This window comes from Xanthomonas sp. NCPPB 3583, assembly GCF_041475715.2.
Taxonomy (GTDB): domain Bacteria; phylum Pseudomonadota; class Gammaproteobacteria; order Xanthomonadales; family Xanthomonadaceae; genus Xanthomonas; species Xanthomonas euvesicatoria.
The window spans coordinates 3,709,001-3,724,745 of sequence record NZ_CM191263.1 but is presented as its reverse complement, the minus strand read 5'-3'; the positions used below and the strand labels follow the sequence as shown (position 1 = coordinate 3,724,745).

8 protein-coding genes are annotated in these 15,745 nt (G+C 64.3%); 5 read left to right on the top strand and 3 right to left on the bottom strand.

The annotated features are described in order from the left end of the window. Positions 1-268 precede the first annotated feature (268 nt). Positions 269-2,950 (top strand): M1 family metallopeptidase, encoded by a 2,682-nt coding sequence (locus ACCQ07_RS16105; protein ID WP_057681797.1) that lies wholly within the window; start codon positions 269-271, stop codon positions 2,948-2,950. A 324-nt stretch (positions 2,951-3,274) separates the two neighbouring features. Here ACCQ07_RS16105 and ACCQ07_RS16100 read toward each other — a convergent pair whose 3' ends face one another. After that, the gene (locus tag ACCQ07_RS16100) at positions 3,275-4,252 is read right to left on the bottom strand and encodes a hypothetical protein (protein WP_008576809.1); all 978 of its coding nucleotides are present in this window, start codon (positions 4,250-4,252) and stop codon (positions 3,275-3,277) included. 593 nt (positions 4,253-4,845) lie between these two features. Here ACCQ07_RS16100 and ACCQ07_RS16095 point away from each other — a divergent pair. The 3 genes from ACCQ07_RS16095 to ACCQ07_RS16085 all read left to right on the top strand — a co-directional run bounded on the left by ACCQ07_RS16095 (position 4,846) and on the right by ACCQ07_RS16085 (position 8,127). Next, positions 4,846-5,415, top strand: coding sequence for a GNAT family N-acetyltransferase (locus ACCQ07_RS16095; RefSeq protein WP_372363454.1), 570 nt, complete (start codon positions 4,846-4,848; stop codon positions 5,413-5,415). 289 nt (positions 5,416-5,704) lie between these two features. Further along, positions 5,705-6,622, top strand: a complete 918-nt coding sequence (locus tag ACCQ07_RS16090) for a TrmH family RNA methyltransferase (RefSeq protein ID WP_033479195.1) — start codon at positions 5,705-5,707, stop codon at positions 6,620-6,622. Next, positions 6,622-8,127 carry a carboxylesterase/lipase family protein gene (locus ACCQ07_RS16085; protein ID WP_011348397.1) on the top strand — a complete coding sequence of 502 codons (1,506 nt, stop codon included), beginning with the start codon at positions 6,622-6,624 and terminating at the stop codon, positions 8,125-8,127. The genes ACCQ07_RS16090 and ACCQ07_RS16085 overlap by 1 nt, the downstream gene beginning before the upstream one ends. A 50-nt stretch (positions 8,128-8,177) precedes the next feature. Here the strand turns inward: ACCQ07_RS16085 and ACCQ07_RS16080 are convergent, their stop codons facing one another. Both ACCQ07_RS16080 and ACCQ07_RS16075 read right to left on the bottom strand, forming a co-directional pair. Beyond that, positions 8,178-9,665, bottom strand: a complete 1,488-nt coding sequence (locus ACCQ07_RS16080) for a neprosin family prolyl endopeptidase (protein WP_372164244.1) — start codon at positions 9,663-9,665, stop codon at positions 8,178-8,180. Between the two features lie 303 nt (positions 9,666-9,968). Further along, positions 9,969-11,933 carry a glycoside hydrolase family 97 protein gene (locus tag ACCQ07_RS16075; RefSeq protein WP_372164242.1) on the bottom strand — a complete coding sequence of 655 codons (1,965 nt, stop codon included), beginning with the start codon at positions 11,931-11,933 and terminating at the stop codon, positions 9,969-9,971. 218 nt (positions 11,934-12,151) lie between these two features. Between ACCQ07_RS16075 and ACCQ07_RS16070 the strand changes: the two genes are divergently transcribed. Then, positions 12,152-15,619, top strand: a complete 3,468-nt coding sequence (locus ACCQ07_RS16070) for a glycoside hydrolase family 2 (RefSeq protein WP_057681801.1) — start codon at positions 12,152-12,154, stop codon at positions 15,617-15,619. Positions 15,620-15,745 lie beyond the last annotated feature (126 nt).

Genomic DNA, 15,745 nt, shown 5'->3' with positions numbered 1-15,745 from the left:
TTCGTCCATCTGAGCGGCCGGTGTCGCTGCGCTGCGCGGTACGTTGCATGCGGCGGCGATGCCGCGTGCTGCGATACGTCTCATATGGTTGTGCACGGTAGGCCGTCGCTGCGAGCCTCATAACGGTGCCCAGCCAGGACGGGCGCGCATTGTGGCCGGTCCTGTGGGCGCGGCACAGCACGGGTGCGCGCCAGTCGCCAACCAATGGCCCATGACAGTCACGGGTGGATATGGTGCACTTCGACGATTGCCATCCTCGGAGTTGTCGATGCGTCGTCTTGCCTGCCTGCTTGCTCCTTCCCTTCTCGCGTTGTGCTGCGGCAACGTGCTGGCACAGTCGTCCGGCGAGCCGGTTCCCAATGGTCGTCTGCCGACCTGGGCAGTACCGGAGCGCTACAGCCTCGCGCTCAAGATCGACCCGGAGCAGACGCAATTCAGCGGCCGCACCACCATCCGCGTGCAGCTCAAGCAGGCGTCCGACCATCTCTGGCTGCACGGCAAGGAGCTGAAGGTCAGCAAGGTCACCGTCAAGCCCGGTAAGGGCAAGGGCAAGGCGCTGACTGCACGCTACGTGGAAGCCGATGCGCAAACCGGCATGGCAAGGCTGGATTTCGGCCGCACGCTCTCGCCGCAGACGCTTACCGTGGAGATCGCCTACAGCGCGCCGCTCAACCAACAGCTGCAGGGCCTGTACCAGGTGAAATACCAGGGCAAGGCGTATGCGATGACGCAGATGGAGCCGATCAGTGCGCGCTACGCGTTCCCCGGCTTCGACGAGCCGGCGTTCAAGACGCCGTTCGACATCAGCCTGACCGTGCCCAGCGATGACCAGGCGCTGGCCAACACCATCGCGACCTCGACCAAGCCGGCCGGCAAGGGCTGGAAGACGGTGACGTTCGCCCCGACCGTGCCGCTGCCGACCTATCTGGTCGCCTACGCCGCCGGCCCGTGGGACGTGGTGGATGTGGCGCCGATGCCGGCCACCCCGCAGCGCCCCAACGCCACGCCGTTGCGCGGCATTGCCGCCAAGGGCCAGGGCCCGCGCATCACCCCCGCACTGGACCAGACCCCGGCCATCATCGCCGCGCTGGAGGACTACTACGCCTTCGGTTATCCGTTCGACAAGCTCGATCTGGTCGCAGCGCCGGACTTCAGCGCCGGCGCGATGGAAAACCCGGGGTTTGTGACCTTCCGCGATTGGCTGCTGTTGTTGGACAAGGATTCGCCGGCCGAGAACGTGCAGCGCTCCTTCAACGTCAATGCGCACGAGCTGGCGCATCAGTGGACCGGCGACACCGTGACCATGGCGTGGTGGGACGACCTGTGGCTCAACGAAGCGTTCGCGACCTGGATGCAGCAGAAGATCACCATGCAGCTACATCCGGAATACCACGCCAATCTGGACCGTATCGGCGGTGCGCAGCATGCGATGGAAAACGACAGCCTGGTGAGCGCACGCAAGATTCGCCAGCCGATCACCGGCAATGGCGATATCGAAACCGCCTTCGACGGCATCACCTACCAGAAGGGCGCGGCGGTGCTGGCGATGTTCGAAGCCTTCGTTGGCGAAGACGTGTTCCGCCAGGGCATGCGCGCCTATATCGCCAAGCATAAGTTCGGCAACGCCACCGCCGATGACTTGGTCGATGCAATCGCAGAAGCGGCCGGCAAGGGCGATGATTTCAAGGCCGCATTCCGCAGCTTCCTCAACCAGCCGGGCGTGCCGTATCTGCAGACCCAGGTGGCGCGCGAAGGCGGCAAGACCGTGGTCAAGCTGCAGCAGCAACGCTACCTGCCGCTGGGCTCCAGCGGCTCTGCCGCGCAACAGTGGGGCGTGCCGGTGTGCGTGAAGTACGGCAAGGGCAAGAACCAGGTTGGCACCGCCTGCCAGTTGCTTGAAGGCGGCAGCGGCAGCATCGTGCTGGAAGGCGCCGGCAAGAACACCTGGGTGTTCCCGAATGCGCGTGGCGCCGGCTATTACCGTTTCTCGCTGCCCAGCAAGCAGTTGGCGGCGCTTGGCAAGCAGGTCGGCCAGCTGGACGATAACGAACAGCTCGCCTACGCTGATGCGATCAATGCGGCGTACCGTCACGGTGATGCCGACAACGCGGCCGTGCTGGCAGCGCTCGCGCAGTTGGCGCCGTCGGCATCGGCCGATGTGTCCACCGCGTTGCTGGACCGCTTCGGGTGGATCTGGCGTTACCAGGCCACCACCGAGGCCCAGCGCGGCGCATTGCGCAAGGCCGCCGAACAGGCGTACCTGCCGCGTCTGCGTGCGCTGGGCTACACGCGGCGCAGCGGTGAGTCGATCGACGACACCGCACTGCGCACGTCGTTGGCCAGTGTGTTCGCCTTGCGTCTGCAGAACGCAGAGGTCCGCAAGGCCCTGCTGGCGCAAGGCGATGCGGTGCTGGCCGGCGGCAAGGGTGCGCTGGATTTCTCCGCCGCCAACCCGGACCTGCTCGGCACCGTGCTGGCAGTGACTGTCCAGGAACGCGGCGCACCGGCAGTGCAGGCGCTGATCGATGCATTGCGCACGCATGCCGACCCGGCCCAGCGCAACGCCATGATCGCCGCACTGGGTGCGGTGCAGGACCCGGCGCTGCTGAAGCAGGTGCGCGATTTCGCGCTGACCGACGCGATCAAGGTGGGCGAGATGAAGAGCCTGCTGATGCGAGGGCACAGCGATGAGCGTTCGCATGAGTCGATGTGGGCCTGGTTCACCGCCAACTTCGACCGCATCGTGCAACGCAGTGGCTCGTTCGATGGTGGCGGGTTGCCGGCGCTGGGTGCTTCCGGTGGCTGCAGCGTGGACGAGGCCGATCGCCTGGATGCGTTCTTCAAGCCGCGCCTGGCCAAGCTCAGTGGCGCCGACCGTGGCCTGGCGCAGACCGGCGAGACCATCCGCCTGTGCGCTGCGCTACGGCAGGCGCAGGCCCGCAAGCGTTAAAGGCCATCCGCTCCGGTGGCAACGCAAGATCCCACCGGCCTGGCGTGAGCGACTCGGGATCATCACTCATCCAGTGAGGTTGGTTCTACTGCATCGGCCGCAGGCGAAAGTGCTACACGCGTTGATGTGGCACGGGCGCCACAACAACGTGCCAGGTTGGAGTGATTGCTTCCTCATGCCGAGCCGATGTTAGCCAAGGCCGCCACTGGCGATGCAGCAAGCGGCTCAGCTATAGGACCGCACGACCTGCGGCGTTGCCATCCCTCGGTTTCTCTGCGAGCGTGAAGCGCCGCCGGTTTCTAGCGGCGGCGCGAAATTACGCTTTTAGTAGTGGATGGTTGCCGTGGTGGAGGTAGTGTCCAACTGGTAGTTGCATTGCAAATCGAGGCCGGAGTTATCGATGATCTCCTCCCACGGCGGCGACCTGACCTGCTTCATCCGGTAGTCGTATACGGCCACCCCGGTGAACGTGATATTGCCGCTCGCCGGATACTCGTCACAACTGTCCACCGAGTACACCTCCAGTGCGCCCGCCATGATCTGGGTCAGATCGCCATAGGAGGTAGTGCTGAGCCTTACGCTGCGTCCGCTGGTGACATTGCGGGTATCGATGTTCCAGCTTGAGCAGACGCTTCCGGCAGCACATGTCGCATAGACGTCCCCGTTGATCTGGTCGCCGCTCTTGGCTGGAATGAAATCGCTATACCAGACCACGCCCTCCTTGCAGCAGTTCCAACTGCTCAGGTCCCAGCTGTTGCTTTCGCCGCGGTAACCCAGTACCGGTTGCAGAATGACAGGCGTATCGCTTTGCAATGCCGGAAAGAAGTAGATCGTCTGCCTCGCCACGTTGGTTGGGTTCGGCGGCACTTTCCAATTCGCCACGATGCGTCCGGGCGACACCCCGCTGTAGTACCCGGCTGAGCTGATGTAGGCGTGGTCGATGGCAGCCGGGACGGGGCTGCGCTTTTTGAAGGCAGCGCTGGACGCGCCGCGGCGGACCTCCTGACCGTCCAGACCAAGACCATTGGGCCGTACCCGAACGCCGTTGGAGGTGAAATTATCCTGGCTGCAGCGCGCAGATTGTTCCTGGATACCATTGGCTTTTTGCAGCGTGCCGTCGGCAAGAATACGTTCGCTAGCGCCAATATGACGAACACAGGCAGGCGCGAAATAACCGAACGGCGTCTGCACATAGTCCTGCGGGACACCAGCAGGCTTGTGCTGGCCGGCGAGATTGGCCACGCGCGTGAGTCGTGCGTCCGGCGCCTGGGTCTGCGCAAACGCGGTGCCGGTAGTACTCATGCCAACCAGAGTTAGAAACAGAAGCGCTGCAGCGCTCGCATAACGGCGTGACGCGGAGCGCTGGGTCGGTGATTCGGAATTCAAGAGCCTCTCCAAAGCGAGTTAAAAAAGTTGAGAAGTCGAGCTGTGCCGCCAGAGCTATGCACACGAATGCACATCGGCCTGGCACAGTCGCGAGATGTAGACGGGGGGAATGGATGATTGTTCGTCGAGATGATTGCTATGCGGCCAAAGGGGCGCTGAAGATGACCGGGCTATGAAAGTTCCGCTTGTGGTTTTTCGTCGAATTAAGCGCTCAAATACGCATACTTTCGACAAGCATGCGCTGTATCGCATTCGCATATTTAACCCCGTTTGGTTCTCGTACCGAGACGAATGGGCGCTTGCAGCGAGTCGTCTCAAAACGCGGCGCGCAGGTGGTCTGCGTGGAGCTTGATCGACTCAGGTGTCGGAGCAGCCACACACCTCACGCCAATGCAGGCACGGCTGTCGGCTCTGGCGAATCGATCCGCTCGCGCGCAGGCACGCAAGCGCAGAATGCGCGTTCGCGGCGGTGGGAGCAGCATGGCGCGTCCGCCACCGCGAGTGCCGGTATGGATCAGGCGATACACCTGCGAGGCGAGAGCTTCGTATTGCGCCGCTGGCGTGCAGACGACCTGGATGCCTTGGTGCGGCATGCCAAAGACCCGTTGGTGCCGCGCGGATTGAGCGAGCGATTCCCTCACCCATATACCCGTGCCGATGGCGAAGCGTTCCTAGCGGGTAGGGTTGTCGATTTGCGAGACCCGGTGCTGGCCATCGAGATCGATGGCCAGGCCTGCGGCACGATCGCAGTGCGCCCAGGGCAGGGCGAACGTCGCTACTCGGCCGAGCTGGGGTATTGGATCGGTCGCACGTACTGGGGCCGCGGCTGGATGACACGCATCGTGGGCACGTATGTCGCCTGGGCGATGCAGACACGACCGCTGTATCGCATGCAGGCCACTGTGCTCGATCGCAATCCTGCATCGGCCACGGTGTTGCTGCGCAATGGCTTCGTCGAAGAAGGCGTCAGCCGCTGTGCGCTACTCAAGCCGGATGGGCTGCACGATCTGCGTGTGTTCGCGCGGGTGAATCCACCCGTTGCGGTTGGCGTACCGGTGTGCGCATCCGCCCCTGCGTGATTGCATGCACATGATGGTCAGCTGCAGGACGGGAAATGGCCGCCGCAGGAGTCTTGCAGATGCTGCGCGCAGTCGGCCACCTCAACCTCGCCCCCGCAGGGCGGCGCAACGTTCAACATGCTTCGGTACAGCCGCCATGTACGGACCATCGCGCCGGTGGCTTACCATCGGCGTCACTGCCTGTGCGGCAGCGGCCTTCCGGTGCTGCAACACGATCGACACGCAGACGGCGAAACGGCCGGAAGCAGCCGTTCCGCACTGCAAGCAACTCGAACTCCTGGATCCGACAATGACACAGCATGATGGACGCGGCGGACGGCCGCCACGCGACGGCGGCTCCGGCCCCTCGCACAACCCGTGGGGCCGCGCTGCGCCGCGCACACCTGCACCGCGCAGTGCCGCACCCCGCGCTCCAGCGCAGCACACTTCCGCTGTCACGCCACCTGCCGCTGCAGCAAGCGGCAACGCGCGTGAGGTGCGGCTGTACGGCATCAACGCCGTGCAGGCCGTGTTCAAGGCGCGCCCGCAGGCGCTGCGCAAGCTGTACCTAAGCGAGGCGCGCATTCCGCAGTTCAAGGCGCTGCTGGCCTGGTGCGTGACCCAGCGCATCGGCTATCGGGTGGTGGACGAGGCCGATCTGAGCAAGCTCGCTGCCAGTGCGCACCATGAAGGCATCGTCGCCGAGGTGCTGCGCGTCGCCCCGCAACCGTTGCAGGAATGGCTGGCAGCGTTGCCGCAGGGCCCGGTGCTGGCGCTGTGGCTGGACGGGGTGGGCAACCCGCACAACTTCGGGGCGATATTGCGCTCGTCGGCGCACTTCGGTGTGGCCGGTCTGTTGTTGCCGGCCGGCTCCACGTTGGGCCTGTCGGGCGCGGCGGCACGCGTGGCCGAAGGCGGCGCCGAAGCGGTACCGCTGGTGCAACTGCCCGACACTGCAACGGCGATGGCGCAGCTGCGCCAGGCCGGTTTTGCGATTGCCGCGACCTTGGTCGATGGTGGCCAGGACGTCTTCGCCGCCGCGCTGCCGCAGCGCCTGGTGTATGTGATGGGCGCGGAAAGCGAAGGCATGGACCGCGCCTTCGCGCGCGATTGCGATCTGCAGTTGTCGATCCGCGGCAGCGGCAAGGTGGAAAGTCTCAACGTCGCCTCGGCCACTGCGGTCTTCCAGGCCGCCTGGCACGCGCGCGTGCTCAACGGAGAACACTGATGGTGCGTTTTTGTGCGTTGTTGCTTGCGACCGGTTGCCTGTTCAGTGCCAACGCGTCTGCCGCTACGCCGGCGGCACCTCCCGAGGTGCGCACCGATCATGGTGTGGTGCGTGGCCAATGGCAGGACGACGGCAGTGCGGTCTTCCGCGCGATCCCCTTCGCTGCGCCGCCACTGGGCGCGCTGCGCTGGCGCCCGCCGCAACCGGTCGCCGCATGGACGCAGGTGCGCGACGCCACTCAGGCCGCCACGCCGTGCGTGCAGCCGGCGCTGGGCTGGAACAACGCCATGGCCAGGCGCGGCACCGAAGATTGCCTCTATGTCGAAGTGCAGACACCGCAGTTGCATCCGGCCAAGCCGCTGCCGGTGTTCGTATGGATCCACGGTGGCGCGAACGTGGCCGGCGGCGCCGACGGACATCTGCCCACCAACCTGGTGGCGCAGGGCATGCTGGTGGTGACGCTGCAATACCGGCTGGGCGCGCTGGGGTTCCTGTCGTTGCCGGAGCTGACCGATGGCGACAACGAAGCCGCCGGCAATGTCGCCTTGCTCGATCAGATCGCGGCGCTGCAATGGGTGCGCGACAACATCGCGCAGTTCGGCGGCGACCCCGCGCGAGTCACGATTGCCGGGCAGTCGGCCGGCGGCCAGGACGTGGGCTTGCTGATGCTCAGCCCGCTCGCACGTGGCCTGTTCTCGGCAGCCATCGAACAGAGCGGCACTGCCGGCTTCGGCCTGCCGGCGCGCAGCCTGGAAGACAATCGCGCGCTGGGTGTGAGCATTGCCAAACGTGCCGGCATCGACGATTCGGCCACACGGCTGGCGCAACTACGCGCGTTGCCGGCCGACCAACTGCTCAAGGCCGCGCAGGGCGTGGATGTGCCGGCCTTGGATGACGACGGCTATATCTGGTTGCAGGCGGTGGTCGACGGGCGCGTGCTGCCACGTGCGCCGGCCGAACTGCTGGCTGCCGGCGCGCAGGCAAAGGTGCCACTGTTGATCGGTTACGTGGTGCAGGAACTGCGCTATGGCGGCGAGGACGGCGCCGAGAAGCGGGTGCGCCGCGACTATCCCGACCACGCCGACACCATCCTGCAAACGCATCGTGCCGCTATCGCGCAGCGCGCCGCGCGGCAAGGCAATGCATCCATGCAATTGTCCACCGATCTCACCTTCCGCTGCCCGGCGGTGACCGTGGCGCAACGCCAGGCTGCGCTGGGCGTGCCGGTGTGGCATTACGTGTTCGATACGGCGGTGCCCGGTGGGCAGGTGACACATAGCGCCGAGTTGCCGTTCCTGTTCAAGAATCTGCCGATCGGCCAGCCGCCGGTGTCCCTGCAGCGCTATTGGGCCGCGTTCGTGCAGCAGGGCAATCCGAATGCCAAGGGCCTGCCGGCTTGGCCGGCATTTGCGCCGGCACAGGCGGGGCTGCAGTTCGATGCGCGTGGCGTGCAACCCATCAAGCACGCGCGTCCGGCGGTATGTGCAGGCGTGGACTTGCCCTGATCGATCGCGCGCACCAAACGGTGCGCGCGATCGACCCAACGCAACTCGATTCAGCGTTCGCAGCCCGGCCCACCGAAATAGAAACCACCATTCTGCATTTCCGGCGACAAGCCGGTGCGGGTGACGCCGGCATCCAAGGCATACGGATAGCTGTAACCGGCCATCGCCAGCGTGTAGCAGGACGGATGCTCCACGCTCAGCGATGACAGGCGCTGCACGGGATGGGTGACCATCGCCGCATCGCGGTAGAAGTGGTTGGCCTGGAATGCGGCCTGGCGATAGCCGGCCGCTGCGAACTGACCGCTCCCCATGCGTGTGCTGGCTACACCGCCGTTGGTCGAGACCTCGCCGCCTGCGCTCACGTACGCAACGCGTCCATCGGCGAGATCGCCCGAATACAGTGATGCTTTGTAGTAACCGATCCATTCGCCGTCCAGGCGCAGCCACCAGTTGCCGTCGGTATTCTTCTGGAATTCGACACCCAGCAGGGTCTGCTTGCCGCCTGCAATGCTGAATCCTGCGGCCGGCTGAGCGCCCAGGACATGTCGCGTGCTGGTCTGCACGAAATCGCTGCAATCCAGATTATGACAACCTGTAGTGACGTAACCGTCCTGGGTGGAATAAATGAAAACGATCGGCTTGTTGCCCCAGCCTGCGTCTGGCTGGATCTCCCAGCCCACTTCAAGTGTTTGCACTTGCTCGCTTGCGCTTTCACCAACGATCCATATCTGACTGATGGTTTGTTTCTCGTTGGTGGAGCGTAACGTGGGTGCCCAAAGATTGATGTCGGCTCCCGCGCCTGTGACCGATGTGCCGGCGGTATCCAGAAAGACGATGGAGTAGTAATGCGTTACCGGCGCCGCTTCCTGCACCGCCGGCACAGCGTCAGCCTGCCTGGGAGCGATCGCGCGCGGGGTTGTGCCGCGTAGAAAGCTACGCAGATTCGCATGCTTGCTCATCTCGGCCAAGCCGATGCGTTCGAACGGCACGCTGCCGGTGTCGCAACGTTGACCCGGGTTGACCGGCGCCACCGTCCCCTTGTTACTTGAGAGGGAGGGGGGTGCCGCCGGCGTGCTGCCATCGCGCAAGGCAGGTTGCTGCGCACTTGGAATGCAATCGAACACCTTGCCGTCCTGTTGCACGCTGCGCAGCACGGTCAGACCGTTGTAACGATTGAACAGATAACGCTGCATTTCGGCGAAGGCGGTGGGGTCGCTGACCTTGGCCGCAGCACCACGTGTTGCGTAACTGAGCTGCGCCTGCGCATCCAGAAACGCCTTGAAGTCGCGCGTGACCTGCGGGAATGCCCGCGATGCAGCCAGCGACGTGCCAAGCGCGTCGCGTTGGGTAGGTGCGACGCTTACGGTGGCCGGTGTAAGAAGCAAGGGTGGCATCAGTGTATCGATGCTGCGGTCGCTGGTCGTCGAGATCGATGGCGATAGCAGCGTGGCAGCGCCGGCTGTGGGAGCCAGTGCAAAAACGCAAAGCGCAGCAATCGCGTGGCTGATCGATATCGGCCGATGAGAACGGAAGGTCATGTGTTGTCCCTTGGCGCCGGAATGAAACTGCCTGCACGCGGCGGCGTACCATGCAGGACAGCAGCTTCAGTCCGCAGGTGCATTCCGAGGTCCGTTCGGGGCGCATGCCTGCGTTGAAGGCGTGCGCAGTCTAGCTGCGCAAAAAACAACTGGATGGGCAACAATGCATTGCGTGACATCAGGCACGAAGCAAGCGCAATGCGCTAAGCGGATGCCATGTCAATGGTCATGCACACCTTTGCGTACGGCGTTTGCTATTGCGCAAAGGTGTGCCAGTTCACTCCACTATCAGCATGGCTGCTCTTACTTTTTTTGCAGCCTCACTGCAGCGCCGCCGCCTGCAGCAAGCGCAAGCTGCAATGTGTCGTTACGTGTGAGCCTGCGTGTGTCGATGCGTACGTCGCTCGGGGTCTCTCCATCGGTATAGATGGTGGCGGTCCAGCTGCCTTCGCCCAGGAACGAGAGCGGCAGGGTCAGCGTGCGCGCCTGCTCGTTGGTCATCGCGCCCACATACCAGTCCTTGCCGCTACGCCGCGCCAGTGCGATGTGCTCGCCGATGGCGCCATCCAATGCGCGCGTCTGGTCCCAGCTTGCAGGCACATCGCGCAGGAACTGCGCGGCGGGCACGTTTTCGTATTGCTCGGGACTGTCGGCAACCACCGCAAACGGACTCTCGTAGACCACGTACATCGCCAATTGCTGCGCGCGTGTGGTCATCACCTGCGGCCCGAAGTGCTGTGGCTTGAACTCGGCCGGGTGGACATTGCGAAAGCCGCCAGGGGTGTAATCCATCGGTCCAAGCAACATGCGCGTAAACGGCAAGGTGAGGTTGTGGGTCGCGGTGATGCGTGCGCTCCACTTGTTGTACTCGGCGCCGAGCACGCCCTCTTGGGTGAGATAGTTCGGATAGGTGCGGGTCAGCCCGGTCGGGTGATACGCACCGTGCAGATCCACCAGCAACCTGTGCTCGGCGGCCTTGCTCAGCAGACGATGATAGAAGTCCACCATCTGCTGGTCGTCGCGGTCCATGAAATCGACCTTGATGCCCTTGATGCCCAGCTGCTGGTACCAGGTGAGCGCTTGGTCCATGTGCGCATCGAGCGCGCGCCAGTGCGCCCACAGCCACAGCCCCACACCGCGCTTGCGTGCGTAGTTCACCAGACCAGGCAGATCGAGTTGCTCGACCGGGCGGAGAATGTCTGCATCGGCGTTGTACTGGCCATCGCCGGTACTGCCGTAGTACCAGCCGTCGTCGATCAGCATGTATTGCAGCTTCAAATCCCGCGCATGATCGATATAGCGCTGGATGGTGGCGGTATTCATGCCCGGGTTCGCCACCCCGCTGGCCAGGCTGCCCGACCACCAATCCCACGCCGATTTGCCCGCGCGCACCCAACTCGCATCGAAGGCAGGTGGCGGGTTCAGCGCGGAAATCAAATTGGATTCGATCAGGCTCGCGGGGTTGTCGGCCAGCATGATCACCCGCCATGGCGTGGCGAAATCGCGTCCCTTGGCATCGATGCTGACCGCCACCGTGGGGTCGTCCAGGCGCGGCGAGAGTTTTGCCGACACGCCCAGGCCGCCATCGGAACGACCGGTGAGATACAAGCCGGCGTAATCGCGCAGATTCGCTTCGCCGATCGCAAGCGTGGTGCCGTTGGCATCGGTCTGGCACACCAGCGGTAACTCGAGCAGATGATGCGCGCGCAATCTGGATGCGGCGATTGCATCGTATTCGCCCTCGTGGCTGGTCCCGAAGCGGCCCAGATTCAAGTTCCAGCAGCGGTAATCGTGCGGGAAAGCAAAGCTGGTGAGTTCGTCGCGAATGCGCACCTGGCCCGCATCCGGCAGGACGTAACGCAGTGCAACGCCGTCGTCATAGGCACGCAGTTCGATGCTGAGCTTGCGGTGTTGCGTATCGGCCAGTTGCACGCGCAGTTCTCGATAATGGTCGCGTGCCTGGCGCGTCTTTCCCACCGTCAAGGTGAAGCGGCTGTCGTGCAGTTCGGTCGTGCTGCCTTCTAGCGTCATGTCACGGCCGAGCTTGTTGCCTCGGCCCAGATCCAGCCCGAGCGGTGCATCGTCGAGCACCAACGTGTTGCGATACAGCACGCGATAGCTGGGCACGCCGCCGTCGCGCAGCGTGAATTCCACTTGCGTGCGTGCATCGGGCGACTGTACGCGCAAGCTCTGTGCTGCAGCGGGTGCAGCGATCAAACACAACAATGCACATGCCGCGGGGACTGCGGACTGGATCAGGTTTCGCATGATTCCCTCCTCCTGGGATTGCCAACCCTAACGCAGAAAGGTTGTTGTCGATATCCAGCTGGGGTAACGTTACCTCGCACCATGGCCGCTGAAACAGGGGCGGCAGCCACGGGCGGCATCACGGAGGTCATGACGCAGAACGTCTGCACGACGGGTTGCCGATTGCATCGAAGCGGTGTGCACCGTTGTGTGGCAGTAGAGCTTGGGAGAGGCCTCTAATGCTGATGGTTCGCAAGGCGTTCCGCCGCGGAGCGCTGTGGGTGTTGTGTGCTTGCATGGGTTGGACTGCAGTGGAGGCAGCGCCTGCCGACGATCCGCCCGGTCCGTATGACGTGCGCGTGCTTGCCGGTGGCGTTGCGCTGACCAAGAAGCTCGCCGCCCAGACGCCGTGGTTGTCTGCCGATGCGGACTGGAGCGTGGTTGGATGGGTGCGCCCATCACGGTCGATTACAGGTCCTGCATTGATTGCAGGCGTCGGCGATCCGCAAGGCGCAGGCCGCTACTTTGCGATCGATGGCGGCACACTCGACTTTGCGCAGGGCGCCGACAATGTGCTGCGCAGTACGCAGACCTTGCGTGCAGGCAGCTGGACGCAAGTGGCCGCAGTTGCCCAGGGAGAACGCCTGACCCTGTACGCCAACGGCCGCAAGGTCGCCAGCGGTCGTGTGCAACAGACGGCCATCGCGCCGACGCTCGTCTTCGGTCCACGCCAGCAACCTGCGGCGTATACGCAACATTTCGGCGGCGATATCGCGGGCTTTACCGCACAGGCGGGCGCGCTGGATGCACAGGCCATTGCACGGCTTGCCGCAAACGCGCCGGATCCGGCACTGCAGCGCTTCGAAGACGCATCGCCAGGCTGGCGTTTGCAGGTCAAGCAGATGGCCGGCCAGCTTGCGCCGCAGCCGGCCGCGACGTTGCCGCGCAGCAGCGCAGCGTTCTCGGCGCCGGTTGCACAGCCAGTACCGGATGCGCCTGCGCTGCAATCGCTGGATGCCACATCCTGGCGCGTGGATGCATGGCAACTGGCCGCAGCACCGGAGCTTGGTGCAGCGACCGGCGCCACGCTGTCGCGTCGTGATGACACCACCGGCAATGCGTCATGGCATGTGGCGACCGTGCCCGGTACCGTGCTCACCACGCTGGTCGACCGTGGCGTGTATCCGGATCCGGACATCGGCCTGAACAATATGGCCATTCCCGAAGCGTTGAGCCGTCAGGACTGGTGGTATCGCAGCAGTTTCGATCTGCCTGCCGCCGCGCAAGGCAAGCGTCTGGAACTGCTGTTCAACGGCATCAACTATGCCGGCGAAATCTGGGTCAACGGCGTGCAGGTCGGGCGCACGCGCGGCGCATTCGCACGCGGTCGTTTCGATGTCAGCAGGCAGCTCAAGCCAGGTCGCAACGTCATTGCGGTACGGGTGTCGCCGCCACCGCATCCGGGCATTGCGCACGAACAATCGATGCGCGCAGGCGTCGGCGAAAACGGCGGCATGCAGGCCCTGGATGGGCCGACCTTTATCGCCAGCGAGGGTTGGGACTGGATTCCCGCGGTACGCGACCGTAATGCCGGTCTGTGGCAGGACGTGCAGTTGCACGCCAGCGGCCCGCTCGCACTTGGCGACATCCAGGTGCTGACCGCGCGCTTGGCGCCGGATCATCAACGCGCCGAACTGGAAATCAACGTGCCGCTGCGCAACGACACGCCTGCCGCAGTGCAGGGCAATGTGCAGCTGGCCTTCGGAGATGTGACCATCCAGCGCCAGGTCACGGTGCCGGCCGGCGGCAGTACGCTGAGGTTCACCGCGGCCGACACGCCGCAGTTGCGCCTCGTCAACCCGCGCCTGTGGTGGCCCAACGGCTACGGCGAGCCTGCGCTGTACACGCTGCAAGTGGGCGTCGATGTGGAAGGCGCGCGCTCGGATGCGCAGCAGCTGCGCTTCGGTATTCGCGAAGTGACCTACGAGCTGTCGTTATTCGACGACGAGGGCGCATTGCGCCGTGTGCTGGTCGATCTCAACCAGGCCCGCCAGCGTGGCGAACGCATCGTCGATGTACGCCATGCGGCGATCCGGCCGGTACCCGGCGGCAACGCGCAGTCGCTGTATCCCGGTGCGCTGGGCTCGCCGGCAGTTCAGCAGCTGGACGATTCCACGCTGGCCCCGCATCTGGTCATCCGCATCAACGGTGTGCGCATTGCGGTGAAGGGCGGTAACTGGGGCATGGACGATTGGCGCAAGCGCGTGTCGCGTGAGCGGCTGGAGCCGTACTTTCGCCTGCAGCGCGATGCGCACTTCAATGTGGTGCGCAACTGGGTGGGGCAGAACACCGAAGCAAGCTTCTTCGAGCTGGCCGACGAATACGGCATGTTGGTGCTCAACGATTTCTGGCAGTCCACGCAGAACTACAACATGGAACCGGCCGACGCGGCGCTGTTCCTGGACAACGCGGCCGAGGTGATCAAGCGCTTCCGCAATCATCCGTCCATCGTGTTGTGGTTCGGGCGCAACGAAGGCGTGCCGGCCCCCATCCTCAACGAAGGCCTGGACAAGCTGGTCGCCGAACTCGACGGCACGCGCTGGTACACAGGAAGCTCCAACGAGATCAATTTACAAGGCAGTGGGCCGTACAACTATCGCGAGCCGGTGGCCTACTTCAACAAGCTGGCGCAGGGCTTCTCGGTGGAAGTGGGCACGCCATCGTTCTCCACGCTGGAGTCGTTCAAGGCCTCGGTGCCGGCGGTTGGCGACCAATGGCCAATCAGCGACGCCTGGGCGTACCACGATTGGCACCAGTCCGGTAATGGCGATACCAACAGTTTCATGCGCACGCTGACCGACAAGCTGGGCGCACCGACCAGCCTAGAGGATTTCGAGCGCAAGGCGCAGCTGCTCAATTACGAAACCCATCGCGCCATCTTCGAAGGCTTCAACGCGCAACTGTGGAGCAAGAACAGCGGCCGCCTGCTGTGGATGAGCCATCCGGCGTGGCCGAGCAACATGTGGCAGGTGTATAGCCACGATTACGACACCCACGCCGCGTATTACGGCGTGCGCACTGCAGCCGAGACGCTGCATGTGCAGATGAATCTGCCGGGGCACGAAGTGGTCGTGGTCAACAACGCTGCCACGCCGGTGCGTGGATTGCGTGTGCGTGCACAGGTGTACGCACACGACGGCACGCTGCTGCAACAGCGCGAACAGCCGCTGGACGCCGCGGCAGTGTCAGTGTCGGCACCCGTGCTGCAGTTGGCGCCGTTGCTGAAGGACACCAACGGGCTGGGCTTTGTGCGGCTGCAGTTGCTCGACCGCGACGCGGTGGTGCGTTCGCGCAACTTCTACTGGGTGGCGCGCGATGCGGTGGCGATGCGTGGGCTGGATGCGCTCGCAAAGGTGCCGTTGCAGCTCACCACACAATTGCAGCAGGGCAACGAGGCCATGCTGCGCGCCACTGTCCGCAACCGGTCGCAGCAGGTGGCCCTCAACACCAAGTTGACCCTGGTGGATGCGCAAGGCCAACGCATCCTGCCGGCCTATTACAGCGACAACTATCTGAGCCTGGTACCAGGCGAAGAGCGCGTGGTGGAAATTCGCGGGCCGTCCGCTGCCACCTTGCGCAACGCCACGCTGCAACTGCGTGGCTGGAATGCCGAACCATCGACAGGCGTCGCCAACGGGGCTCCGTAGCGACGTCTGCGTGTTGCCGCGCCGTGCCATGCACGGTGCCTCGCACTGACGCCCCGTCTGGTACGTCAGCCAATACCGCATTGCCGTGCCGGCAATGCCAGTCGAAACGGTCGTGGATTTGTCATC